Consider the following 22,462-nt stretch of genomic DNA (forward strand, 5'->3'; position numbering starts at 1 on the left):
TGATGGCTTATTGATATAACGGGAATTTATAAGACTTTCCAATTTGTATTTTTGTAGCAGATGTACTTTTGTTTAATTGTTTAAAGTCGTCAATGACTTTTTCTATGGAAGGAATTTTTTTCTTGTTAATTTGTTCTGTAATAGAAAGAACTGTCTCGCCAGTTTTTACTTCAATTGTTTTATAAGATGTATCCGTTTCTTTTTCTGTTTTATTCTCTTTATTTTGTTGGCTGTCTGTGTTTTCTTTTTTAATCGTTTGGGCAGCAGTTGTTTTTTTATATGAACTTAACATCGGTAAAGTACCGATTTTTATATCGTAATAAAATATATAACCGAGAACAAGCACGAATAGGAATATACCTAACCTCTTCATATTCTTCACTCCTTTGCTAGGAATATATGCTTGTCCAAAAAAAAAATGCCTATTTAGGCATTTTTTTATTTTTCTTTCGGTTGGGGTACCTCTTTAATCGTTAAGTATAGAACGATTAAAACAACAGCGATATAAATGAATGTTGCCCCAGGTACGACGATTTTGAATAAATCCATAATCATGAAGAAAATGGTTGGGATTGTGTAGCTGTATGCAGTTAGTGTCCAAACTTGTTTATAGGATAGTTTACGTTGACCGCTCATAGCAGAACCGATGAACGCAAGTAAAGTCACGCCTACAAAAGTGATGAATAATTGGAATAGGTACACTAAGAATCCAATAACAAATAATAAAATTGGATAAATATTATCGAATAAAGAAATAAATTCTTGTAGATCTTTTTTCTCAAGAGATGCACCTAACAAATCGTTATAAGAATACGTTTGTGTTTGACCATTTCCCATAGAGACTACTTTATCTTTTAAAACAAATAAACCTGTTTTATTTTGATATTTTTCTAGGTCTGTTGAATTTGGATCAAATACGAAAAGTGCATTTCCTTCTTCTTTTTCAATAGGCTGATCAATATCGGCTTTTAGTTCGCCATTTTCAATTTTAAAATCAGGTAAATCTTTATCGATGACTTGATTTACCATGCCTACACCATCTTGGATAAAACTACCGTACAAAAAAGTTCTTGGAATAGTAGTAATTAAGCAAAGTAGCATAATATACAAAATGGTTTTACCGATTTTTTGAAAACGGAATAGCGCCATATCTTTAGGCGAGTATATGCTTTTTACGAATTGGGTAAATATGGACATAGATTCACTTCCTTTATGTATGTATAAAATCATTGTAACGTAGGAATCTAGAGAATCTCAAGATATATTATATTTACATATAGTGGAGATAACTAAATTTCTTTTTATTAACTTTCTTCTTTTAAATAAGAAAAATACAATTGACACTTTTCTTTTCTATATGGTAAATTTATCTTACATTTCTTAAAGGGCATATCCGATAGGAATTCCTTTATTTGATATGTTGTTACATACATAATTGTGGACCCTTAGCTCAGCTGGTTAGAGCAGACGGCTCATAACCGTCCGGTCGTAGGTTCGAGTCCTACAGGGTCCATATCCATTTCGCATGTTTATTATGTTAGCAGGAAGCTTCCTTGTAGAAGGAAGCTTTTTTTACGGAATATATGAGCATTTTAATTGAAAAGAAGTGGGAATTTTGCTACTTTAATGATAGCAAGACAATGTGATTTATTTGTTTGCACCCTATGGCAATTAGGGTAGAATGAAGTTGTATGTCACTTAAGTGGCAATACATAAACTGGGAGGAATATAACAATGGCAAAACACGAATTACCAAATTTACCTTATGCGTATGATGCTTTAGAGCCTCACTTTGACAAAGAAACAATGAACATCCATCATACAAAACATCACAACACGTACATTACAAACTTAAACGCTGCTTTAGAAGGTCATGCAGAATTAGCTGACAAAAGCGTAGAAGAATTAGTTGCAAACTTAAACGAAGTACCAGAAGCAATCCGTACAGCAGTACGTAACAATGGTGGCGGACATGCTAACCATACATTCTTCTGGACAATCCTATCTCCAAACGGCGGAGGACAACCTGTAGGTGAACTTGCAACTGCAATTGAAGCAAAATTCGGTAGCTTCGATGCATTCAAAGAAGAATTCGCAAAAGCTGGCGCAACTCGCTTCGGTTCTGGTTGGGCTTGGTTAGTAGTAAACAATGGTGAGCTAGAAGTAACAAGCACTCCAAACCAAGATTCTCCTTTAACTGAAGGTAAAACGCCAGTTATCGGTTTAGATGTTTGGGAGCATGCTTACTACTTAAACTACCAAAACCGTCGTCCAGACTACATCGGTGCATTCTGGAACGTTGTAGATTGGAACGCTGCTGAAAAACGTTACCAAGAAGCAAAATAATTGTAATAAATATAGAAAAAAGCTAGGGGAGAACCCCTAGCTTTTTTTCTATGCTTTCCTTTTACATAATTGGGCTTGTCTTTGGAAGACTAGAACATGAAGTAAAGGAGAGTTGTGTATGAAGTGGAAACATATAATTGGTGACGTTGAAGTGAATCGGGATTTAGTGTTATTGCTCCTTATAGGAGGTTTATACACGCTCGCAATTTCTTTATCGAATACGTTTGTAAATATTTATTTATGGAAACAAACACAAAATTATGTGAATCTTGGCTTGTATAATTTGGCCAGCGTTATATTACAGCCTCTCACATTTCTTGTAGGGGGAAAATTAGCGAAACGTATCGATCGCTCGATTTTATTACGAATAGGAGTAGGAACGCTCGCAATTTTTTTTATTGTTGTCTTAGTAGCGGGGAAAAGTGCTTCTCAGTATATTTTATTAATGGGGGCTCTTTTAGGAGTAGGATACGGTTTTTACTGGTTGGCTTTTAACTTATTGACATTTGAAATTACAGAACCAGAAACAAGAGATTTCTTTAATGGGTTTCTTGGACTTCTTACATCCTTCTCTGGGATGATCGGACCAATAGCAGCAGGATACACAATTTCACGTATGGAGAAATGGAGTGGTTATACTGTTATATTCTTTCTTTCATTAGTTCTATTTGCAATTGCTGTCGTCTTAAGCTTCTTTTTATCTAAAAGAGAATGTGAAGGGCGTTATGAAATCGTGCAAGTATTGAAAGAACGACGGATTGATAAAAATTGGGGAAAGATTACACGAGCTCATTTTTTCCAAGGATTGAGAGAAGGAACGTTTATTTTTGTCATTTCAGTATATGTTTATTTAGCAACTAATAGTGAGTTTGCATTAGGGAAATACAGTTTAGTGAACTCTGCTGTATCCTTTGTATGTTATTACTTAGTTGCTCGTATGTTAAAGAAGGAGTGGCGAAAAAAAGCAATTTTACTTGGAGGCATTATTTTATATGCTGTCGTCTTTTTAGTTATTTTCAATGTTACATACACGAAATTACTTATTTATGCGGCATGTATTGCAATTGCATATCCTATTTTACTTGTTCCGTACGGATCAATGACATATGACGTAATTGGTAGAGCGAAAAATGCGAGAGAATGGCGTGTGGAATATGTCGTTGTTCGGGAGCTGTGGTTAAACGCCGGAAGAATCTGTTCCATTTTAAGTTTTTTATGTGCTGTACTATTCTTTCCACCTGAAAAAAGTTTACCTTACTTATTATGTATTTTAGGTGCTGGACATTTTCTTATTTATTTTGCAGTTAAAAATGTCAAATATGATGAGGGAAATGCGAGTAAAGCAAGTGTTGTAACGCAAGGGAACGCGCAAAACCAAACTGAACCAGAAGGTTAACTTCTCGTTTGTTTTATGCTAGAATAGAAAAAGATGTAAGACAGCAGTGAGGACACCTGTATGAAGGTGTCCCTTTCACATTACATAGCTGTTGGTAGAGGGGGTTTGTATGAGCAAGAAACAGAAGCAAAATAAGAAAAAGACCCACGTTCCTTTTCGGTTAAACGTGCTGTTTTTCTGCGTGTTTTTAATGTTCTCCGCGGTTATTGTAAGGCTCGGATATGTACAAATTGTTCGTGGTGAAGAATATAAGAATGAAGTGGAGAAGAAAGAAAACTCAACGATAAGTAATCCTGTACCGCGTGGGAAAATATTTGACCGTTATGGGCGAGCTGTAGTAGATAATGTAGCCATTCGTACTATTACATTTACAAAAATGAAAGGATCAACTGCAGAAGATCGCTTAGAAACAGCGAAAAAGCTAGCAGATTTGATTGAAGTACCGACAGATAAATTAACGGATCGCGATAAAAAGGATTATTGGCTTGCTATGCATAAAGAGGAAGCTAAAGAAAAAATTACGAATAAAGATCGTCAAGAGTTTAAAGATAAAAAAATTGATGATAAAGAATTAGACGAGCGCCAGCGAAGTCGTGTAACAGAAGAAGAGGTTAATCAATTATCCGCAAAAGATCTAGAAATACTAGCGATTAAGAGTAAGATGGATGGCGGATATGCAATGACACCTCAAGTTATTAAAAAGGATGCTACAGAAAAGGAATATTCGATTATTAGTGAAAACTTAGCAGTATTACCAGGTGTAGATACGAATGTTGATTGGGATCGAAAATATACGTACGATGATTTATTCCGAAGTGTACTTGGTGGGGTGTCGACATCTGATGAAGGCTTACCTAGAGAAAGACTAGATTACTATCTTGTTCGTGATTATAATCGAAATGACCGAGTAGGAAAAAGTTATCTTGAGCAACAGTATGAAGATAGCCTACACGGTACGAAAGCAGAAGTTAGAAATGTTACAGATAAAAACGGTAATATTTTAGAAACGATTAATGTATCAAAAGGACAAAGTGGTAATGACCTGAACTTAACAATTGATATGGAATTACAAAAGCGCGTGGAAGATATTCTTGCGAAGAATTTAATGAGGTTTAAAGGAAGCGAACCTCTTTTAGATCGCGCATTCGTTGTAATGATGAACCCAAAAAATGGCGAAGTTTTATCTATGGCGGGGAAACAATTAGTTAACGAAGATGGTCAAACGAAAGTAAATGACTTTGCATTAGGTACCATGACAAGTTCTTATCCGATGGGATCAACTGTAAAAGGTGCAACAGTACTTACTGGATATCAAACTGGTGCGATTCAACCAGGATCGGTGCAATTGGATGAACCAATTAAATTAAAAGGTACACCTACGAAGTCGTCTTGGAAAACGATGGGATACATTAATGATCTTACAGCTTTAAAAATGTCTTCTAACGTTTATATGTTTAAAACAGCGATGAATATCGCCGGTGTTCAGTATGTGAGAGGTGGTACGTTAGATATACCTCAAAAAGCATTTGATACGATGCGTTATTATTTCGGACAGTTTGGACTTGGTGTAAAAACAGGAATTGATTTACCGAATGAATCTGCTGGTCAGATGGGTAGAAGTAGTCAACCAGGTTTCTTACTAGATTTATCAATTGGACAGTATGATACGTATACACCGCTTCAATTAGCGCAATATATTTCGACGATTGCCAATGGCGGATATCGTATGCAACCACAAGTTGTAAAAGAAATTCGTCAACCGGCAGTGAAACCGGATGAAGTTGGGAAAGTTGTTCAATCTATGGAACCGAAAGTATTAAATCGTGTTGATATGCCAGAATCGCAAATTAAACGTGTTCAAGAAGGATTTAGACAAGTGTATAATGATTCAGGTGGTACAGCTACAAAATACTTTACAGGTGCAAAATATAAAGCGGCAGGGAAGACAGGTACCGCGCAAACTGTGTATGGCGGAGATAAAGAGATTGGTAGAAAGGCAAACGGTGAACGTGTGGAAACATATAACTTAACATTAGTAGGTTATGCGCCACTTGAAGATCCAGAAGTAGCATTCTCTGTTGTCGTTCCGTGGGTACATGATGATAAGACTGGTATTAATGGATATATTGGTCGTGAAATTATGGACGCTTACTTTGATTTGAAAAACAAAGAAGTAAATGGTGAAGCTCCAAAAGATGATAAAGACAATAAAAATAAAGAGCAAGATGATGAATAAAAAAGTTGTAAAAAAGCACACTATCTGAAAAGATAGTGTGCTTTTTTTTATGGTTTATGCATATCGTGTAATAAATGTGGACAAGTATAAAATATTGGGAAAACACGCGGCCTTATAAATAATACTTGTATATGATGAGATAGGGGATAACTGTTTTATAGGGGAATTATCAGAGAAAATGAATAACTACTACCGATTAAAATTGTATCCCGCTATTAACGGGCAGTAAGACTCCCATCTCAAAATTCAGCGAAAGCAAAGAAGTTAGGTGGGGGGTCGGGCTGTCCGTAAAAGCCCGATTGGTGAGGGCTGATTAAAGTTTCACTTTATCGTATGTTGATTTTTGTGGAACTTTACAAAACTTTTACAAACAATTAAAACCGAATTAATAGTTTAGCAGTATTCTTATATCTGTAATCCTGTTATTTCCGGTTACTTCTAGGAGGAAGAACACGTGAAATGGATGCGTACACCGATTATAATTTTCGTACTATCGATATGGTTCCTCTGTTTTGAAATGTCTACTGCATTTGCTTTAAATGATATGGGAGAAGTGAGAGTTGATGGATCCTCAACGGTTTTTCCTATTATAGAAGCAGTAGCGGAGGAATATACAAAGGTGCATCCAGACGTGAAAATTTCCATCAGTGTTTCTGGAACTGGAGGAGGATTTAATCGTTTCAGTAAAGGAGAAGTAGATATAAATAATGCTTCGAGAGTAATGAAACAAGTCGAGAAAAATGAGATGAAGAAAAACTCTATTCAGTTCACACCTTTTGAGGTCGCTAACGATGGTCTTACAATTGTTGTGAATCGGCACAATACATGGGTAGACGATATGTCAGTAGACGAGTTACGTTTACTGTGGAGTGAAGATGGAAGAGAGAAGCGATGGTCACAAATTCATTCAACATGGCCACGTGAACAAGTGAAGTTTTATGCACCAGGCGTAGACTCTGGTACTTATGATTATTTTCAAAATGTCATCTTACAAAATCATCGCATTGTAAAAAAAGTCTCTTTGTCTGAAGATGATCAAGTTATTATGCAAGGGGTAATGAATGATAAACATGCCATTGCTTTTGTAGGATATGCTTATTATATGGCTAATCGAGATAAGGTGAAAGCAATAAAAGTGAATGGTGTATTTCCGACGAAAGAGACCATTCAGTCAGGGAAGTATAAGCCGTTATCTAGGCCGCTACTTACTTATGTGAATAATGCATCTATCCGAAATAAAATGAATGTAGCAAACTATGTTGAGTTTATGATTCAGCATGTTGGTAACCTCGCTGAAGAGGTCGGGTATGTAAAATTACGAAAAGAAAAATACAATGAACAGCTGCGTATGTTAACAGAAATAATAAGGTAATGTCAGGGTGGAAAGGGGTTTTCATCTTTGGCTCATAATGACAAAAGTCAAATTACATTTTCTGTACAACATTTGATTGAAAGAAATACAAAACAAAGAAAAAAAACGCAGCGAATCAATCGAATAATGCCTTTGTTACTAAAAATAATTGCTAGCGTTTCTATTGTTACGACACTTGGAATTGTTTTTACGCTCTCTAATGAAACAATCATGTTTTTTCAAAAAATATCATTGTACTCCTTTTTGACGGAGAAAGAATGGTTACCGTTTTTTGAAAATCCTAAATTCGGTATATTACCACTTATATGTGGAACGTTCCTTGTAACAGCAATCGCTATGTTTGTAGCAATTCCTATCGGTTTAGCGTGTGCCGTATTTTTAAGCGAATATGCTTCAAATAGTGCACGGAAAATATTAAAGCCGATGTTAGAGCTATTAGCAGGTATCCCGACAATTGTATATGGTTTTTTTGCATTAACAATTGTTACGCCGCTTTTACAAAGGATTATACCAGATTTACAGTTTTTTAATGCGATTAGCCCAGGAATCGTTATCGGATTTATGATGATGCCTACAGTTGCATCTCTATCTGAAGACGCGATGAGAGCTGTGGCGAAAGGGACGAAAGAAGCTTCATTAGCACTCGGAGCGACGCGGTTTGAAATGGTAAAACAAGTGGTGTTTCCGTCCGCTTTTACAGGGATTATGGCAGCAATTATATTAGCGGCTTCGCGTGCAATTGGTGAAACGATGATTGTTGTAATTGCGGCAGGATCCACACCAAATGTATCGCTTGATCCGACACATTCTATTCAAACGTTAACAGCCTATATTGTGCAAGTAAGTTTAGGTGATGCTCCGCATGGAACGATTACGTATTACAGCATGTATGCTGTAGGTGCAACATTATTTTTGTTTACTTTTATTATGAACATCATTTCGCAGTCAATTATGCGCCGTTTTAGGAGGATGACATAATATGCGGATGTTGAATCATAAAAAAATACAAAAAAATATGGCATCACGCTTTTTAAAAGATCGAATTTACAAATTGTTATTTTATATAGCAATTTTATTTTCAATCGTAATTTTGTTTGTGTTACTGTTTCAAATTGTTGAAAAAGGTATAAGCTATCTTTCAATAGATTTCTTTACAAATTTCGCTTCGCGTAATCCGAAAGAAGCTGGTATTGCTGCAGCTTTGTCAGGGACAATATTATTTATGAGTATTGTTATACCTGTTTCTTTTATATTTGGAGTTGGAACAGCTCTTTATTTAGAGCAATATGCGAAGGAATCTCTATTTAAAAAAATAGTAGAGATTAATAATCAAACGTTAGCAGGAGTACCATCCGTTGTATTTGGATTGCTTGGTTTAACTATTTTTGTATATGCTCTTCATTTAGGAGAGAGTATAGTTGCAGCAGCACTGACGATGAGTTTACTCGTCTTACCAACAGTTGTTGTGGCGAGTCAAGAAGCAATCCGATCAGTACCAAGTGCATTATTAGAGGGTTCTTACGGATTAGGTGCTACGAAGTGGCAAACGATGTATCAAATTGTATTGCCATATGCTTTCCCGGGGATTATAACGGGCTGTACGTTAGCGATATCAAGAGCAATTGGAGAAGCAGCACCACTATTAGTTATTGGGGCACTTGCGTTTGCAAATTATGTTCCATTTAGTATGTTTGATAGATTTACAGTTTTACCAATTCAAATTTTTAATTGGATGAGTAGGCCACAAGAAGAATTTCAGTATGTAGCAGCAGCTGGGATGATTGTTTTGTTAGGTTTGTTGCTATTTATCAATATATTTGTTTTATGGTTACGAAATCGAAAATAAGTTGGAAGTGGATGAAAGGGGAATTCAAATGGTAGCAACAGTAGTAAATGTACAGGTGAAAAACGAAGAGAAAATCGAGACTGCGCCAAAGAAAGTAGTATTTGATACGAAAAACTTAAATTTATGGTATGGGGAAGACCATGCTTTAAAAGATATTAATTTAAGTATTCATGAGAATGAAGTTACAGCAATTATCGGTCCAAGTGGCTGTGGTAAATCAACGTACTTAAAAACGTTAAATCGCATGGTAGAGTTAGTACCGATCGTTCGAACTACAGGTGTAATTGAATATAGAGAACGCAATATATTTGATAAATCATATCCAGTTGAAGAATTAAGAACGCACGTAGGAATGGTGTTCCAAAAGCCAAATCCATTTCCAAAATCTATTTATGAGAATGTAGCATATGGTCCAAAAATCCATGGTATTCGTGACAAAAAGACATTAGATGAAATTGTTGAGAAAAGTTTACGCGGAGCAGCGATTTGGGATGAGTTAAAAGATCGTTTGCACGATAATGCATACGGTTTATCTGGTGGACAGCAACAGCGTCTATGCATCGCACGTTGCTTAGCTATAGAGCCAGACGTTATTTTAATGGATGAGCCAACATCGGCACTAGATCCAATTTCAACATTAAAAGTAGAAGAATTAATTCAAGAGTTAAAGAAAGACTTTAGTATTGTTATCGTAACGCATAATATGCAACAAGCAGCGCGTATTTCAGACAAAACCGCTTTCTTCTTAAGCGGGGAAGTTGTGGAGTATACAGATACAAACAAATTATTTACGACGCCTTCAGATAAGCGTACAGAAGATTATATTACAGGTCGCTTTGGTTGATATCGTTGCAAAGCTAAGAGAAAATGCCCTCTTAACAGAGGGCATTTCTTATTTTTATCTCACTTTAATAGGGAAGTAATACCTTCTCTTTATCTTAAGGTTTATTACAAGCGTAAGAGGTTATGTAGGAGGTTTATCCCGCTATTTGCGGGCAGTAAGACCCCACCTCAAAATTCAGCAAAAGCAAAGAAGTTAGGTGGGCGGGCGGCCTGTAAAAGCCCGATTGATGAGGGGTGATTAAAGTTTCACTTTGTATATAATGGCACATAATATTGAGGGGGAAGAAAAAATGGTAAGAGAACAGTTTCAAGGTGATTTAAAAGTGTTACAGCAAAAGGTGATTGAGCTTGGCGAATTAGCAAATGCGGCTTTATTGATTGCTATGGAAGGTCTGCATACAAGGGATGTAGAGAAAGCGTTAGAGGTCATTGATGGTGATTACCGTATGGATAATTTAGAAGAGGAAATAAACGATCTTGCGCTTATGCTCATTACGAAGCAGCAACCTGTAGCAAGTGACTTAAGAAGGATCTTTATTTCAATTAAAACAGCGACAGATTTAGAGCGTATTGCAGATCATGCTGTTAATATTGCAAAGGCTACAATTCGTCTTGGGGAAAAAGAAGTGGCTGTTAGTTTGCACAACCTGGATGAAATGTTTGCGGTTGCAAATAAGATGTTGCATTTAGCGTTAGAAGCATATGAACAAGAAAATTTAACTTTCGCGAAACAAATTGCTGAAATGGATGATTCCGTTGATGAAATATATGGAAAAGCAATTCGTGAGTTTATATCTTCAGTTCCGGAACAACCAGAAGCAATTACGCAAATTACACAATTATCATTTGTGGCGAGATATATTGAGCGTGTAGCAGACCATATTACAAATATTGCTGAAAATGTATTTTATTTAGTAAAAGGAAAGCATTATTTATTGAATGAGTAGGAATGAAAGTAGGTGATGAGAAATCACCTGCTTTTTTTAGTCAAAACATGACAAAAAAAGCTCGTTGTTTCCTTTAGTTTATGATGATAAGATGTATCATAATGTAATGGGAAAATTAGTATATATGTTGTTCGTTAATAAGTATTATTTATCAATTAATAGTAAGCGCTTTCTTGTCGTTTTAAACGTACGTTTTTATAGGTGGGAAATTTAATTATAGGGTCTTTTAAATGAGGATTCGTTTAACTAATCAAGTTTATGCTGCTAGTTCATGTGGGATAGAGAATATACATATGGTATATGGAGCTACTGAACATTATATAAGTGGAGGCTGAAGTATATGAAGGGGGTTATTTTAGCTGGAGGAAAAGGAAGACGCCTTAGACCATTAACATGTAATACTCCAAAGCCGATGTTACCATTATTAGAAAAACCAGTTTTAGAATACAATATTGAGTTATTACGCCAGCATGGTATTCGTGAAATTGCAATTACTGTTCAATATATGATTACGACGATTAAGCGATATTTTGGTGATGGTAGTAAATGGGGAGTTAACTTGTATTATTTTGAAGACTCTCCTCCGCTTGGTACAGCAGGGAGTATTAAACAAGCAGAACAATTTTTAGATGAAACATTTGTTGTAATAAGCGGGGATGCATTAACTGACTTTCAATTATCAGAAGGAATTAGGTTTCATGAACAAAAGAGAAGAATGGTAACAATGTTTGTGAAAGAAGTAGAAAATCCACTCTCATTTGGATTGGTTGTAATGAATAAAGACCAGGAGGTTACACGATATATAGAAAAGCCGGGCTGGAATGAGGTAGTATCTAATGTTGTGAATACAGGCATATATATTATGGAGCCAGAAATCTTTTCTTACATACCGCCTAGACAATTTTTTGATTTCAGTCATGATGTGTTTCCGTTATTGGCAAACAAAAATGTGTTATTCGCATATTTGTCAGAAGGTTATTGGTTAGATATCGGCACATTTAATCAATATCGACAAGCACAATTTGATTTGTTAACGAAAAAGTTACAAGTACCTATTCCTTATACGGAAGTATTACCGATGGTATGGATGGGAGAAGGGGTGACGATTGGGAAAGGGACAAAAATTCATGGCCCCTCTTTCATTGGAGAAGGAGCAAAGATTGGTACAGGAGCTGTAATTGAGCCATATTCTATTATTGGAAAAAATAGTATCGTTTCAAATTATTCTCATCTTCAAAAAAGTATTGTTTTTGCAAATGCCCATATTGGAAAGTATTGTGAACTATTAGAAACGACAATAGGAGAGCGTACAATAGTTGAAGATGACGTTACACTGTTTCAAAAAAGCATTGTAGCGGATCACTGTCATATCGGGAGAAGTACGATAATTAAGCAAAAAGGAAAACTATGGCCTTATAAGGCGATTGATAGTCATTCGATAGTAGGAGCGGCTGGTATTCAAGAGAGTGAAATGAGTGCAGGGTGGTTACAAAAAAGCCGCATTGTAGGAAGAGGGAATGTTGAAATTACTCCCCAGTTTATCGTGAAGATTGCGATGGCGTATGGCTCTCTTTTTACAAAAGGAGAAAGTATATTAATTGGAAGTCAAGAAAATATAGAAACAACCTCTTATAAAAATTTATTTTTACATGCTATTCATGGTATAGGGATTCATACGATGGAATGCAAAGAAATGAACGAGTCACTTTTTCAATATAGTGTTCATCATTTGCAATGTGCAGGTGGGGTTTTCATTCAAGTGGAGAATGAGAATGAGATTGTTATAAAGTTGTATGGTCAAGCTGGCATGCCGTTAACGTATAAGCAGCAAAAAGAGATAGAACAAGTATATATGTCCGAATTGTTTTATTACGTGCATGAGAAAGAGATGGGGCGAAATAAGCTGGTTCATGTTTCTATGAATGAGTATATAGAAGTTATATTGGGGCATATTGATATCGAGAAAATACAGATGCAGAAGTTTCATCTTCTTATTAATAAGAGAAATGATACGTTGCAACATTTACTTATGCTCTTTCTACAAAGACTTGGTTGTACAGTTACATGGATTTATGCAAGCGAACAAAAAGATCATGTGAAAGCTTTGATGAAATCAAGTAAAGCGAATATGGCTCTTATGTTTTCTGAGCAAGGAAATCATTTCGAGTTATACGATAAACATAGTAATATTTACCAGGGTACAGATTTAGAAGAGGTAGATATTCCAGATTTCTTACTCGAATCTACAGGAAATATTTACCCAATGTCTTTGAAATTAGGAGAATGTTATCTTCTGTTTTATACGCAGGATGAAAGGAAGTCGTTTCAAGTAAGGTGGAAGCGAGATATTTTATATCGAATTGGAAAATTATTTGAGCTAATAGCATTGCAAGGAAAAACGTTTCTCAGCATAGTAGAGCAATCACCTCCGCTCTATTTACTTTATGATGAAGTGGTATGTTCATGGAATGAAAAAGGGAAAATTATGAGGAAATTATTGGATGATATTGAAAGGAAGGGAGAAGGCATATTTGAAGGAGTACAGTTCAAATATACTGAAAAAGAGTGGTCTTATATCGTTTCTGACACAAAACAACCAAAATTTTTAGTGTATTCACATGCTAGAAACCCAGTAATAGCAAGGGAAAACATGAAAAATCTTATAGAAAAAATTAGACAATATCAAAAGGTGTAGAATTTTTATTTTAAAAGTGGTATTATAGTATAGTCTGATTTAAGTTATTAGTACTGGAGGGAAATAAGAATGCGTGTGAATATTACTCTAGCATGTACAGAATGCGGAGATCGTAACTATATCTCAAAGAAAAATAAACGTAACAACGCTGAGCGTATCGAGCTTAAAAAGTATTGCAAGCGTGACAAGAAGTCTACGTTACACCGTGAAACAAAGTAAGCAGTAGGAATATTTTCCTACTGTTTCTTTTTTTATTCGATTCCTATGTTAAAAGTGATACACTATCATCATAGAGTAAAGTGTCACTGTAAGGAGGAGAATGTGTGAAAGAAGAGAAAGTGCGTTTGCGTAAACAAATAATAGAACACATGAATTCTTTATCAGAAGAACAGTATACAACTTTATCAGAACAGATTGCATTTTCGTTGTATGCGCAAAAAGAGTGGGTTGAAGCTAAAACAATTGGAATTACTCTTTCAATGGAAAATGAAGTGAATACATATCCTATTATCGAAAAAGCTTGGGAAGAAGGAAAGAAAGTTGTAGTTCCTAAGTGTAATAAAGGAACAAGAACGATGTCCTTCCGGAAAATTAGTGATTTTGATCAATTAGAAACGGTGTATATGAATTTACGTGAACCGATTCCGGGACTTACGGAAGAGGTCAGTGCGGATGACATTGATCTTCAAATTGTGCCAGGCGTAGCTTATACAGAACGAGGAGAACGGATTGGATACGGCGGGGGCTATTATGATCGTTATCTCGTGCATTATAAAGGGAAAACGCTATCATTAGCATATGATTTTCAAATGGTAAAACACATTCCGGTAGAGCCATTTGATAAAAATATAGAAAAAATTATTACAGAAAAAGGAACAATGCTTATAAATGAGCTTGTATAGACAAATAAAAATTGACGAGACTTTTTCTTCTTGATTATAATAAAATATGTGAACGTTTTCTTATTATAATTTTTATAGTAAGTGAGCATAGAGGGTGATGAAATGGTATCTATTTATGATATTCAGCAATTGCTAAAGAAATTTGGTACGATTATTTATACGGGAGATCGAATTGCAGATTTACAATTAATGCAAGATGAATTGCGTGAATTAAATCAATCACAGCTAATCGATCCACAAGACTATCAAACAGCTTTATTTTTATTGAAGCAAGAAATTCAAAAAGAGCTAAATAAGAATTAGATAAAGGTAGGTAAGCAACATGGAAGAGAAATGGTTAGTTGGTGTTGACCTTGGTGGTACAACGATTAAATTAGCATTTATTAATGTATACGGCGAAATTTTACATAAGTGGGAAATCCCTACAAATACAGGTGAGCAAGGAAAACATATTACACTTGATGTTGCGAAAGCAATTGATAAAAAGCTAGAAGAATTAGGCGAATTGAAGAGCAAGTTAATTGGTATTGGTATGGGAGCTCCTGGCCCTGTACATGTGGCATCTGGAATGATTTATGAAGCGGTTAATTTAGGGTGGAAAAACTATCCGCTAAAAGATTTATTAGAAGTAGAAACAGGATTACCTGTTGTTATTGATAATGATGCAAACTTAGCAGCGCTTGGTGAAATGTGGAAAGGTGCTGGTGAAGGTGCAAAAGATTTAATCTGCATGACACTTGGTACGGGCGTTGGTGGTGGTGTAATCGCCAATGGTGAGATTGTACACGGCGTGAGTGGTGCTGCTGGTGAGATTGGACATATTACAGTAGTTACAGAAAATGCTTTCCCATGTAATTGCGGGAAGTCTGGTTGCTTAGAAACAGTAGCATCTGCGACAGGTATTGTACGTGTTGCTATGCAAAAAATACAAGAGACTAATAAAGAAAGCATGTTGCGTTCTATGTTAGCTGAAGAAGGACGTATTACATCAAAAGATGTCTTTGAAGCACTTGGACAAGGTGATGAATTAGCAGGCGAAGTAGTAGAAAAAGTAGCTTCTTATTTAGGGTTAGCTGTAGCGAACCTATCTAGTACGTTGAATCCAGAGAAAATTGTTATTGGTGGAGGCGTGTCTAAAGCTGGAGATGCGCTATTAGAACCAATTCAACGCTATTTCGAGCAATACGCTTTCTCACGTGCTGTAAAGAGCACGAAGTTAGCTATTGCAACACTTGGTAATGATGCAGGTGTTATCGGAGGAGCTTGGCTTGTAAAAAAGCACAAATACGAAGCGAAGATGATATAAGTTTTGAAATATGAAAAGAGGAAGGGGAACCCTTCCTCTTTTTGTGTGAAATCTCGATGAAGAATAAAGTGTAAACGAATTAAGCTGCTGGTGGATACCCGTTATATAGAACAGTCATGATCGTAAACCATCCGAAAACGAGTACAGTTGCAATTGCAAAGCCGCTCGCGAAAAAGTTTTTTTCACGAAGTGTTCTAAGCGTAGCAAATACAGCTAACAGAGTGACAAGTGTAAAAATAATAACAAGGCCCATGCAATATCCTCCTCTGTCTACCCATTTCTTATTATGAGTTTTTGGAATATTTACTCTTTTATATTGTACATGTTTTAAAAATGATTGTCGAGATAGCATCCTTTCTTTTCCTAAGAGAAAGAAATGTTGTATCATTAAAAGTAAGTTTAATAACTGGAGGAGATTTTCATATGAAATGGATACAAATGCCGTTAGGCCCATTACAAACAAATGCTTATATTTTAATGAATGATCAAAAAGAGTGCATTATCTTTGACCCCGGTCACGAAGGTGAAAAGCTCGTTACATATTTACAAGAAGAACAATTAAAACCATTGGCTGTTTTATTAACGCATGCTCACTTTGATCATATCGGTGCTGTTGATGCGGTAAGAGACGCTTTTCATATTCCTGTATACGTACATAAAGAAGAAGCAGATTGGTTAGGAGATGCAACTGTAAACGGCTCTCAAATTTTTATGATGAACCGCAGTATTACAGCAAAACCAGCGGATCATATTATTGATGCAGAAGGTACATTAACAATTGGATCATTTAATTTTGAAATTTTTGAGACGCCAGGACATTCTCCAGGAAGTATTTCTTATTATAGTAAAGAGGCAAATGCTGTATTCTCAGGAGATGTATTGTTCCAAATGAGCATTGGAAGAACAGATTTGCCTGGTGGAAGTTTTGCTGAATTAATTGGAAGTATTGAAGAGAAATTATTTGTATTACCAGATGAGACAGCGGTGTTATGTGGACATGGTCCAGAAACAAGCATTGGTTTTGAAAAAGAAAATAATCCGTTTTTACAATAAGGAATCATTATGGGAATGGAGCTCATTTTAAGAGAATGGATGAGGAAAGAAAAGGATTATTCAATTTCATATAGTACGTATATGAACCTTGTATTGTATACAGAAGGTCATGGATATTATATGAAAGAACGTGAAAAGATTGGAAGACAAGGGGATTTTTTTACAAGTAGCAATGTATCCTCTGTTTTTGCAAAAACTTTTGCTAAATTTTTTATTCGTCTTGTTGAAAGTGGTGAAGTTGCTTCGAATATTTGTGAGGTTGGTGGGGGAACTGGAAAGTTTGCCTATGATGTTTTACAAGAATGGAAGCAATTATCTCCAAAAACCTTTATTGATTTAAACTATTCAATGATTGAAGTGAGCCCTTTTCATAGGAAATTACAGCAGGAGCAACTTGGCTCATTTTCTAATGTATCGTACTATACCTCCTATAGTGAAATGGGAGATTCTTTTGAGGGAATTCTCTTTTCGAATGAGTTGTTTGATGCATTTCCTGTTGAAATAATTGAGAAAAGAAATGGTATGTTGTATGAAGTGCGTATTACATATACAGAGGAAGGAAACCTTTCAGAAGTATGTAGGCCGTTAGATAAAAGAATTGGTCGATATTTATTGAAATATAATATTCATATTGCTGAAGGGCAACGTTTTGAAGTACCACTTGTGATGGAGGAGTATGTAAAAGAAATTGCGAAATGGTTTCAAAAAGGTATATGTATTACAGTTGATTACGGATACACAAAAGAAGAATGGATGCATCCAGCACACCGTGAAGGAAGTTTGCGAGGTTATTATCAGCATAAGCTAATACGTAACCCACTAGCGCATCCAGGTGAAATGGATCTTACTACTCATATTCATTGGGACGAGCTAAAGGAGATGTTTAGTCTGCAAGGAATGAGTGCAGTATGGCATAAGAAACAATCTGAGTTCTTGTTAGCTGCAGGGATATTAGAACAGCTTACGAGCCATCAAGATATGAATCCTTTTTCTGAAACGCAAAAACAAAATCGAGCAGTTCGTTCTATGATTTTGAATGGAGGAGTAGGGAGTGCGTTTGATGTTGTTATACATACAAAAGATATGCAACATTTACATTTGGAGCGGTATGTAACAATATAAAAAACAAGACACAGTATATACTGTGTCTTGTTTTTTAATACGACTTATGTAGTATTATATATTTCCTCTCATGATATATATTTATATTAAAGATATGAGATAAAAAATATAGAATACGTTCTTTTTCTTCGATTATTAGTCCCTAACCTAATAATACGCGAACGAGTTGAATTATTGTTTCGTTCTCTACTTTGTAATAAATTTCTAATCCTTTTCTTTCACTAGAAACGATTTTAGCGCTTTTTAATTTTGCTAAATGCTGTGAAATTGTAGATTGTGGCATGTTTAAGCCAGTGTACATTGTAGAAACGTTGCTTGGACCGCGCTCAATTAATCCTTTTACGATACATAAACGAACAGGATGAGCCAGCACTTTTAATAATTCTGCATTACTTTCATATAGTTCTAATTCTTTTTGAAAGGTTTCTAACATGTTCTTTTCCACCTCCGTGTGAGCTATTATACCATACTATACATACCAAAAATTTAAAGAAAAGAAAATAGTTGTTGCAGAAAAAAAGTCCTAAAGTAAAGAAATTGTAAGAAAAGAGACCATGATGTAAATAAAATAGGTAAATTAGCACGTTTTTGTAAAATGACATTTTTGGGTGAAAATTTCGATGCGTTTTAAAAATTGAAAGATATAGATATATTTGTAACACAATTTTATCATGATTTTCTTATTCTTTCAAATGAATATACAAAATTTTTAAAATAATATGACAAAGGAATTATAATGATATATATAGAATATAAAACAGGTTAAAAGAAAAGAAGCTGAATGTAATTCGCTTCTTTATGGTGATCATAAAATATTTGATTACGGCTGATAAATCTTAGGATAATCAAGTCATTAGTCATTTATTCTAAAATTCATCTTTTAGCAACGTTAAAAATCTGTGATTCCATATGTTCTCGTAAAAATCAATTGTCTCTTTTGCGGACATAAAAGGATTATTCAACGTAGAGGTTGTTTTCTGTACCATAAAGTTTTCGTATCCCAGTCCGTGGGCAAACTTAATCGTAGCATCCATACAGTACTCTGTTTGGGCACCGCAAAATTCAATGCGATTTACAGATAATTGATCTAAAATTTCTTTTAAGTTTGTTTTATAAAATGAATTTGCATGTGTTTTTCTTACAAAAAAATCTTGTTCTTGAACATCAAGATCGGTATGAATAGCCCAAAGTTCTTTCTCGGGTACTAAATCATCATCACAATGTTGAACAAAAAGGATTGGTTTATTTAATTTTCTGTATGAAGAAATTCTTTTATTTACTTTTGTTAGTAAGTTCTGTAAATCAAATAAATGCTCTCCGCCATAACATACGCCATTTTGTAAATCGATAACGATTAAAATATCTGCACAAGTATCCATTATTTTTACCCCTTTTTTATTTCTTAATATATCAATTAACCCATTATTTAGAAATAGATGATATACTTTTATTTTTTATGGACTATAAGAAAAATTTCAAATGACTATAACTAAATCGCATAAAAAGAAGATATGAAAACCTATTCTCATATCTTCTTTTTTCTCTATGCATTTACAGGTTCTTCTACATAAGAAAGGGCATTTTCAAAATCGGATATTAAATCGTTAACATTTTCAAGACCGACTGATAACCGAAGTAATGAATTAGAGATTCCTCTTTCATCACGAGCTTCTTGCGACAGTGCTGCATGTGACATTTTTGCTGGATAAGAAAGAATTGACTCTACAGCTCCTAAACTAACTGCAAAAACAGGTAATTTTACTTTTGATAAAAATTGGCGGAGTGCATCTTCTGACTGCAAAGTAAATGATAAGACTGCTCCAGCTGATGTTGCTTGAGATTGTTGAATATCAAATCCGAGATGTGTTTGTAATCCCGGATAATAGACATTTTGTACTTTAGCGTGCTCTTGTAAATAATGTGCAATTTTATTGGCATTTTTAGCTGAATGCTCGAGGCGTACATGTAATGTTTTTAGACCGCGAAGTACGAGAGAACAATCTTGAGGTCCTAAAATAGCGCCGAATGCATTTTGTAAAAATCCAAGCTTTTGAGCGAGTTCTGCATCTTTTACTACTGCTAATCCGGCAGTAACATCACTATGCCCAGCAATAAATTTTGTGGCACTATGAAGAACAACATCAGCTCCAAGTTCAAGTGGTTTTTGGAATAGTGGTGTCAAAAATGTATTATCAACAAAAGTAAGAGCCCCAATAGATTTTGCAAGTTTAGAAATCTCGCGAATATCTGTCACCTTTAAAAGTGGATTAGAAGGTGTTTCTACATAAAAGAGCTTTGTATTTGGTTTAATGCTTTGTTTTATTTCTTCTAAATTGGTCATATCAACAAATGTATGTGAAACACCGTAACGGGAGAGTACCTCAGTTATCACTCGGTAAGTGCCTCCGTATACATCTTCTGAAATGAGTACGTGATCACCTTGTGAAAGAAGGAGGAATGCAGTGGAAATCGCTGCAATGCCTGATGCAAAGGCGAATCCCTTTGTTCCACCTTCTAATAAAGCAATGATATCTTCAAGAGCTTCACGAGTTGGATTTCCTGACCTGCTATAGTCATATTTTCCGAACGTATCTACATCAAACTGGTGAAAAGTTGATGTGTTATAGATAGGAACGTTCACAGCTCCTGTTTGCGAGTCATGTTTATATTGGTTGTGTAGTAAGAGTGTATCTATAGAATAACTCATATTCTTACACCTTCTTTTACAAGTTTAATGGCTTGCTTTAAGTCTTGAATTAAATCGTTACTATTTTCAATGCCAACGGAGAATCGAAGAAGACGATTACATACACCGTTTGCTGTTCTAATTTCTTCAGGAATATCAGCATGTGTTTGCGTTGCTGGATAAGTCATTAAACTTTCTACACCACCAAGACTTTCGGCAAATGTAATTAAGGATAAAGATTGTAAGAATGGATTAATCCAAGCTTCATCTTTAAGGCGAAATGAAATCATGCCGCCTCTTCCAGGATAAAATACATCTGTCACCCCGTCTTCATCATTTAAATATGCAACAACTGCTTTCGCATTTTCTTCATGCTGTCTCATGCGAAGCGCTAACGTTTTCATACCGCGAATTAATAACCATGAGTCAAATGGGCTTAAAACTGCACCTGATGCATTATGATAATGAGCGATTTCTTCACAAAGTTCCTTTCCTTTTGCAACGACAAGTCCGCTTAGTACATCGTTATGTCCCCCTAAATATTTCGTTGCGCTGTGAAGTACAATGTCAGCACCTTCTGTTAATGGTTGCTGTATATAAGGTGTGTAGAATGTGTTGTCTACAATAAGAAGTAGTCCGTGCCTTTTCGCTACAGTTGCGACAGCAGCAATATCAGTAACTTGCATTAATGGATTAGTTGGAGTTTCTATGAAAATAGCCTTCGTTTCAGTTGTGATAGCTTGCTCAATTTGTTTAATAGACTGTGTATTTACGTATCTACATCGAACATCCCACTTTTTTTCATGTTCAGAAAATAATCGATACGTTCCACCGTATAAATCTTCAGATACAATAAGTTCGTCTCCAGAGCGGAATAGAGAAAGGACGAGGAGAACAGCCGCCATCCCTGAACTACAGGCATAACCTTGTTCGCCATATTCTAAGTCTGCGATTGCCTGTTCTAAAAGACCTCGAGTTGGATTGCCAGTTCGTGAATAGTCAAAGCCAGTAGATTTACCAATTCCTTCATGACGATAAGCGGTTGAGAAATAAACTGGTGGATTAACCGTTCCAGTTGTAGTTTCACTGCGATTGCCGATTTGTGCTAGTTTTGTTTCGATTGTTGACATGTGAAAATTCCTCCTTTTTAAATTGAAACATTAAGTGAATATAAAATAAAAAAAGCCTTCTAAGAAGAAGGCTTTCGGTTTGAATAGAGTCTTCTTCTCATCTGTCAAATCTTTCACAATTTGCTGGAATTAGCACCTTATTAACAAAATGTTAATGGTTGCTGAGGCGTCACAGGGCCAGTCCCTCTACCTCTCTAGATAAGAATGTTCGTATGAAATTTTTATTATGTTTTTAACTTTACAACAAAAGATAATTGAATTGCAACTTTATTTTAAATATTTTTTATTTTTCCGCAAGTGTCATTGACTTTTACTTTTGTGCATGCTAAATTTATTAAAAAATTAACAAACATTGTTAAAAGGGGAACGCATTTCCTTTTAGCTACATAAATAAAATAATAAAGACAACTCTTATTGAGAGCGGTGGAGGGAAAGGCCCTGTGAAACCCGGCAACCTTCAAACGAAATGTTTGAAACGGTGCTAATACCTGCAAAACGAATGTTTTGCATAATAAGAGGAGGAACGATTATGTCCCCCTCTTCAAAGTGAAGAGGGGGTTTTTATATTGATAGAAATGAGGG

22 protein-coding genes, 1 tRNA gene and 2 riboswitches are annotated in these 22,462 nt (G+C 35.3%); of the genes, 16 read left to right on the forward strand and 7 right to left on the reverse strand.

The features are described from left to right. Positions 1 to 7: 7 nt before the first annotated feature. Both yqfZ and yqgB read right to left on the reverse strand, forming a co-directional pair. Entirely contained in the window at positions 8 to 373 is a 366-nt protein-coding gene (yqfZ, locus tag ACO6VI_RS08405; protein ID WP_000825415.1) for a protein YqfZ, read from the reverse strand. A 65-nt stretch (positions 374 to 438) separates the two neighbouring features. After that, a complete protein-coding gene (yqgB, locus tag ACO6VI_RS08410; RefSeq protein WP_000021895.1) occupies positions 439 to 1,197 on the reverse strand; it encodes a protein YqgB in 759 nt (252 codons plus the stop codon). A gap of 242 nt (positions 1,198 to 1,439) precedes the next feature. Here yqgB and ACO6VI_RS08415 point away from each other — a divergent pair. From ACO6VI_RS08415 to glcK, 14 genes are all read left to right on the forward strand, one after another. Further along, positions 1,440 to 1,513 (forward strand) — tRNA-Ile (locus tag ACO6VI_RS08415). 221 nt (positions 1,514 to 1,734) lie between these two features. Beyond that, on the forward strand, positions 1,735 to 2,346 hold the full coding sequence (sodA, locus tag ACO6VI_RS08420) for a superoxide dismutase [Mn] (protein ID WP_001052031.1): 612 nt from the start codon (positions 1,735 to 1,737) through the stop codon (positions 2,344 to 2,346). A 118-nt stretch (positions 2,347 to 2,464) separates the two neighbouring features. Continuing rightward, positions 2,465 to 3,742, forward strand: a complete 1,278-nt coding sequence (locus ACO6VI_RS08425; RefSeq protein ID WP_000871362.1) for an MFS transporter — start codon at positions 2,465 to 2,467, stop codon at positions 3,740 to 3,742. 109 nt (positions 3,743 to 3,851) lie between these two features. Further along, complete coding sequence (locus tag ACO6VI_RS08430; RefSeq protein WP_000038978.1) at positions 3,852 to 5,978, forward strand: peptidoglycan D,D-transpeptidase FtsI family protein; 2,127 nt, start codon at positions 3,852 to 3,854, stop codon at positions 5,976 to 5,978. A gap of 463 nt (positions 5,979 to 6,441) precedes the next feature. Continuing rightward, complete coding sequence (locus ACO6VI_RS08435; RefSeq protein ID WP_153596372.1) at positions 6,442 to 7,350, forward strand: PstS family phosphate ABC transporter substrate-binding protein; 909 nt, start codon at positions 6,442 to 6,444, stop codon at positions 7,348 to 7,350. A 27-nt stretch (positions 7,351 to 7,377) separates the two neighbouring features. Next, the gene (gene pstC, locus ACO6VI_RS08440) at positions 7,378 to 8,328 is read left to right on the forward strand and encodes a phosphate ABC transporter permease subunit PstC (protein WP_000940904.1); all 951 of its coding nucleotides are present in this window, start codon (positions 7,378 to 7,380) and stop codon (positions 8,326 to 8,328) included. A gap of 1 nt (position 8,329) precedes the next feature. Beyond that, the gene (gene pstA / locus ACO6VI_RS08445) at positions 8,330 to 9,196 is read left to right on the forward strand and encodes a phosphate ABC transporter permease PstA (protein ID WP_029443309.1); all 867 of its coding nucleotides are present in this window, start codon (positions 8,330 to 8,332) and stop codon (positions 9,194 to 9,196) included. Between the two features lie 28 nt (positions 9,197 to 9,224). Continuing rightward, positions 9,225 to 10,040: a phosphate ABC transporter ATP-binding protein gene (gene pstB, locus ACO6VI_RS08450; RefSeq protein WP_000226681.1), complete on the forward strand. Its 816-nt coding sequence runs from the start codon at positions 9,225 to 9,227 to the stop codon at positions 10,038 to 10,040. A 289-nt stretch (positions 10,041 to 10,329) separates the two neighbouring features. After that, positions 10,330 to 10,986: a phosphate signaling complex protein PhoU gene (gene phoU / locus ACO6VI_RS08455; protein ID WP_000251246.1), complete on the forward strand. Its 657-nt coding sequence runs from the start codon at positions 10,330 to 10,332 to the stop codon at positions 10,984 to 10,986. A gap of 340 nt (positions 10,987 to 11,326) precedes the next feature. Further along, the gene (locus ACO6VI_RS08460) at positions 11,327 to 13,681 is read left to right on the forward strand and encodes a sugar phosphate nucleotidyltransferase (protein ID WP_088021660.1); all 2,355 of its coding nucleotides are present in this window, start codon (positions 11,327 to 11,329) and stop codon (positions 13,679 to 13,681) included. Positions 13,682 to 13,750: 69 nt separating this feature from the next. Continuing rightward, complete coding sequence (gene rpmG, locus ACO6VI_RS08465) at positions 13,751 to 13,900, forward strand: 50S ribosomal protein L33 (protein ID WP_001265616.1); 150 nt, start codon at positions 13,751 to 13,753, stop codon at positions 13,898 to 13,900. A gap of 104 nt (positions 13,901 to 14,004) precedes the next feature. Beyond that, on the forward strand, positions 14,005 to 14,583 hold the full coding sequence (locus ACO6VI_RS08470) for a 5-formyltetrahydrofolate cyclo-ligase (protein ID WP_000656861.1): 579 nt from the start codon (positions 14,005 to 14,007) through the stop codon (positions 14,581 to 14,583). A gap of 102 nt (positions 14,584 to 14,685) precedes the next feature. Beyond that, positions 14,686 to 14,886 (forward strand): YqgQ family protein, encoded by a 201-nt coding sequence (locus tag ACO6VI_RS08475; RefSeq protein WP_000253699.1) that lies wholly within the window; start codon positions 14,686 to 14,688, stop codon positions 14,884 to 14,886. A gap of 19 nt (positions 14,887 to 14,905) precedes the next feature. Next, complete coding sequence (glcK, locus tag ACO6VI_RS08480; RefSeq protein WP_000391701.1) at positions 14,906 to 15,889, forward strand: glucokinase; 984 nt, start codon at positions 14,906 to 14,908, stop codon at positions 15,887 to 15,889. A 79-nt stretch (positions 15,890 to 15,968) separates the two neighbouring features. On the opposite strand, the gene ACO6VI_RS08485 is transcribed toward glcK, so the two are convergent. Further along, positions 15,969 to 16,142 carry a DUF2759 domain-containing protein gene (locus tag ACO6VI_RS08485; RefSeq protein WP_000524852.1) on the reverse strand — a complete coding sequence of 58 codons (174 nt, stop codon included), beginning with the start codon at positions 16,140 to 16,142 and terminating at the stop codon, positions 15,969 to 15,971. Between the two features lie 170 nt (positions 16,143 to 16,312). Between ACO6VI_RS08485 and ACO6VI_RS08490 the strand changes: the two genes are divergently transcribed. Next, positions 16,313 to 16,942 carry an MBL fold metallo-hydrolase gene (locus ACO6VI_RS08490; protein ID WP_000871225.1) on the forward strand — a complete coding sequence of 210 codons (630 nt, stop codon included), beginning with the start codon at positions 16,313 to 16,315 and terminating at the stop codon, positions 16,940 to 16,942. A 9-nt stretch (positions 16,943 to 16,951) separates the two neighbouring features. Next, complete coding sequence (locus ACO6VI_RS08495) at positions 16,952 to 18,064, forward strand: class I SAM-dependent methyltransferase (RefSeq protein ID WP_063548644.1); 1,113 nt, start codon at positions 16,952 to 16,954, stop codon at positions 18,062 to 18,064. A gap of 142 nt (positions 18,065 to 18,206) precedes the next feature. Here ACO6VI_RS08495 and ACO6VI_RS08500 read toward each other — a convergent pair whose 3' ends face one another. From ACO6VI_RS08500 to metI, 4 genes are all read right to left on the reverse strand, one after another. Then, positions 18,207 to 18,497: an ArsR/SmtB family transcription factor gene (locus tag ACO6VI_RS08500; protein ID WP_000894377.1), complete on the reverse strand. Its 291-nt coding sequence runs from the start codon at positions 18,495 to 18,497 to the stop codon at positions 18,207 to 18,209. Between the two features lie 433 nt (positions 18,498 to 18,930). Further along, the gene (locus tag ACO6VI_RS08505) at positions 18,931 to 19,443 is read right to left on the reverse strand and encodes a cysteine hydrolase family protein (RefSeq protein WP_000379154.1); all 513 of its coding nucleotides are present in this window, start codon (positions 19,441 to 19,443) and stop codon (positions 18,931 to 18,933) included. Between the two features lie 164 nt (positions 19,444 to 19,607). Next, a complete protein-coding gene (gene metC / locus ACO6VI_RS08510; RefSeq protein ID WP_063548642.1) occupies positions 19,608 to 20,771 on the reverse strand; it encodes a cystathionine beta-lyase in 1,164 nt (387 codons plus the stop codon). Further along, positions 20,768 to 21,880, reverse strand: a complete 1,113-nt coding sequence (gene metI, locus ACO6VI_RS08515; protein ID WP_063548640.1) for a cystathionine gamma-synthase/O-acetylhomoserine thiolyase — start codon at positions 21,878 to 21,880, stop codon at positions 20,768 to 20,770. The genes metC and metI overlap by 4 nt, the downstream gene beginning before the upstream one ends. A 94-nt stretch (positions 21,881 to 21,974) precedes the next feature. After that, positions 21,975 to 22,085: riboswitch (SAM riboswitch) on the reverse strand. Positions 22,086 to 22,288: 203 nt separating this feature from the next. Beyond that, positions 22,289 to 22,398, forward strand: a riboswitch (SAM riboswitch). The last annotated feature ends 64 nt before the right edge of the window (positions 22,399 to 22,462 follow it).

It is taken from the genome of Bacillus sp. PSXD-155 (assembly GCF_049310765.1).
In the GTDB taxonomy this organism is placed as follows: domain Bacteria; phylum Bacillota; class Bacilli; order Bacillales; family Bacillaceae_G; genus Bacillus_A; species Bacillus_A cereus.

What these genes read in the sequence shown, in the direction of transcription:
- yqfZ (WP_000825415.1), bottom strand. Translation starts at nt 373, where the DNA reads ATGAAGAGGTTAGGTATATTCCTATTCGTGCTTGTTCTCGGTTATATA.
- yqgB (WP_000021895.1), bottom strand. Translation starts at nt 1,197, where the DNA reads ATGTCCATATTTACCCAATTCGTAAAAAGCATATACTCGCCTAAAGAT.
- sodA (WP_001052031.1), top strand. Translation starts at nt 1,735, where the DNA reads ATGGCAAAACACGAATTACCAAATTTACCTTATGCGTATGATGCTTTA.
- ACO6VI_RS08425 (WP_000871362.1), top strand. Translation starts at nt 2,465, where the DNA reads ATGAAGTGGAAACATATAATTGGTGACGTTGAAGTGAATCGGGATTTA.
- ACO6VI_RS08430 (WP_000038978.1), top strand. Translation starts at nt 3,852, where the DNA reads ATGAGCAAGAAACAGAAGCAAAATAAGAAAAAGACCCACGTTCCTTTT.
- ACO6VI_RS08435 (WP_153596372.1), top strand. Translation starts at nt 6,442, where the DNA reads ATGCGTACACCGATTATAATTTTCGTACTATCGATATGGTTCCTCTGT.
- pstA (WP_029443309.1), top strand. Translation starts at nt 8,330, where the DNA reads ATGCGGATGTTGAATCATAAAAAAATACAAAAAAATATGGCATCACGC.
- pstB (WP_000226681.1), top strand. Translation starts at nt 9,225, where the DNA reads ATGGTAGCAACAGTAGTAAATGTACAGGTGAAAAACGAAGAGAAAATC.
- phoU (WP_000251246.1), top strand. Translation starts at nt 10,330, where the DNA reads ATGGTAAGAGAACAGTTTCAAGGTGATTTAAAAGTGTTACAGCAAAAG.
- ACO6VI_RS08460 (WP_088021660.1), top strand. Translation starts at nt 11,327, where the DNA reads ATGAAGGGGGTTATTTTAGCTGGAGGAAAAGGAAGACGCCTTAGACCA.
- rpmG (WP_001265616.1), top strand. Translation starts at nt 13,751, where the DNA reads ATGCGTGTGAATATTACTCTAGCATGTACAGAATGCGGAGATCGTAAC.
- ACO6VI_RS08475 (WP_000253699.1), top strand. Translation starts at nt 14,686, where the DNA reads ATGGTATCTATTTATGATATTCAGCAATTGCTAAAGAAATTTGGTACG.
- glcK (WP_000391701.1), top strand. Translation starts at nt 14,906, where the DNA reads ATGGAAGAGAAATGGTTAGTTGGTGTTGACCTTGGTGGTACAACGATT.
- ACO6VI_RS08485 (WP_000524852.1), bottom strand. Translation starts at nt 16,142, where the DNA reads ATGGGCCTTGTTATTATTTTTACACTTGTCACTCTGTTAGCTGTATTT.
- ACO6VI_RS08490 (WP_000871225.1), top strand. Translation starts at nt 16,313, where the DNA reads ATGAAATGGATACAAATGCCGTTAGGCCCATTACAAACAAATGCTTAT.
- ACO6VI_RS08495 (WP_063548644.1), top strand. Translation starts at nt 16,952, where the DNA reads ATGGGAATGGAGCTCATTTTAAGAGAATGGATGAGGAAAGAAAAGGAT.
- ACO6VI_RS08500 (WP_000894377.1), bottom strand. Translation starts at nt 18,497, where the DNA reads ATGTTAGAAACCTTTCAAAAAGAATTAGAACTATATGAAAGTAATGCA.
- ACO6VI_RS08505 (WP_000379154.1), bottom strand. Translation starts at nt 19,443, where the DNA reads ATGGATACTTGTGCAGATATTTTAATCGTTATCGATTTACAAAATGGC.
- metC (WP_063548642.1), bottom strand. Translation starts at nt 20,771, where the DNA reads ATGAGTTATTCTATAGATACACTCTTACTACACAACCAATATAAACAT.
- metI (WP_063548640.1), bottom strand. Translation starts at nt 21,880, where the DNA reads ATGTCAACAATCGAAACAAAACTAGCACAAATCGGCAATCGCAGTGAA.